1 protein-coding gene is annotated in these 923 nt (G+C 65.0%); it reads left to right on the top strand.

The annotated features are described in order from the left end of the window. The first annotated feature begins 126 nt into the window (after positions 1–126). Complete coding sequence (locus ACFOX0_RS34205; protein ID WP_377553837.1) at positions 127–663, top strand: pyridoxamine 5'-phosphate oxidase family protein; 537 nt, start codon at positions 127–129, stop codon at positions 661–663. The last annotated feature ends 260 nt before the right edge of the window (positions 664–923 follow it).

Genomic DNA, 923 nt, shown 5'->3' with positions numbered 1-923 from the left:
ATTCACCCGCCGACCCCGACCACCCGCCCTGCCGACCACGGTGTGGATCAACAAACCAGCAGCTCAACCCACCGAACTACAGAACACCTGACCACGAAAACGTCTCACTTGACTTGACAGGTTCCGATGCGCGAAACTTCAGAAGATCTCCAAGAGCTTCAGGCCCTCCTTGACGCCTCCCTCTCCCGCTCCACCTCGCACCTCCGCTCGATCATCAAGGCTGAAAGCACACTGACCGCGGAGCAGCTCACCCAGGTCCTCACCGGCATGCGCACCCTCGCCCTGTCCACCGTGACGGCGAAGGGCGAGCCACGGATCAGCGGTGTGGACGGGCACTTCCTGCACGGGAAGTGGCACTTTGGCACGGCGCGCAACGCCGCCAAGGCGCGCCATCTCGCGGCGCGGCCCGCCGTCAGCGCCGCGCATATGCGCGGTGAGGACCTAGGCGTGTTCACGCACGGCAAGGTGCAGATCCTCAACCCCCAGGACGGCGAGCCGGCCGCGGACTGGCCCGACCTGCTCGCGTACTTCAAGGACTTCTACGGCGACGGCGACGACTTCTTCGACTGGGAAAACGACGTGGTCTACTACCGGCTACATCCGCACTGGATGACCGTCTACGCCCCCGACATCGCGAAGCTCACTGCGGCGTCCCAGTCCTGATCCGCAGCACGGGCCGCATCGGGACCAGCCACGTGATGAGAGATCTGGTGAAGCGGCCGGGAGCCGGTCCGAACGGGGGCGCGGTGGTCGCGGAAGGCACTCCGGACACCGTCGCGACGGCGGACACACCGACCCGGAACCTGTCAAGTCAAGTGAGACGTTTTCGTGGTCAGGTGTTCTGTAGTTCGGTGGGTTGAGCTGCTGGTTTGTTGATCCACACCGTGGTCGGCAGGGCGGGTGGTCGGGGTCGGCGGGTGAAT

It is taken from the genome of Micromonospora zhanjiangensis (assembly GCF_042650605.1).
In the GTDB taxonomy this organism is placed as follows: Bacteria; Actinomycetota; Actinomycetes; order Mycobacteriales; family Micromonosporaceae; genus Micromonospora_J; species Micromonospora_J zhanjiangensis.
Note: the sequence above shows the minus strand (reverse complement) of the source record. Positions and strands in the feature narration are given on the sequence as shown.

What these genes read in the sequence shown, in the direction of transcription:
- ACFOX0_RS34205 (WP_377553837.1), top strand. Translation starts at nt 127, where the DNA reads ATGCGCGAAACTTCAGAAGATCTCCAAGAGCTTCAGGCCCTCCTTGAC.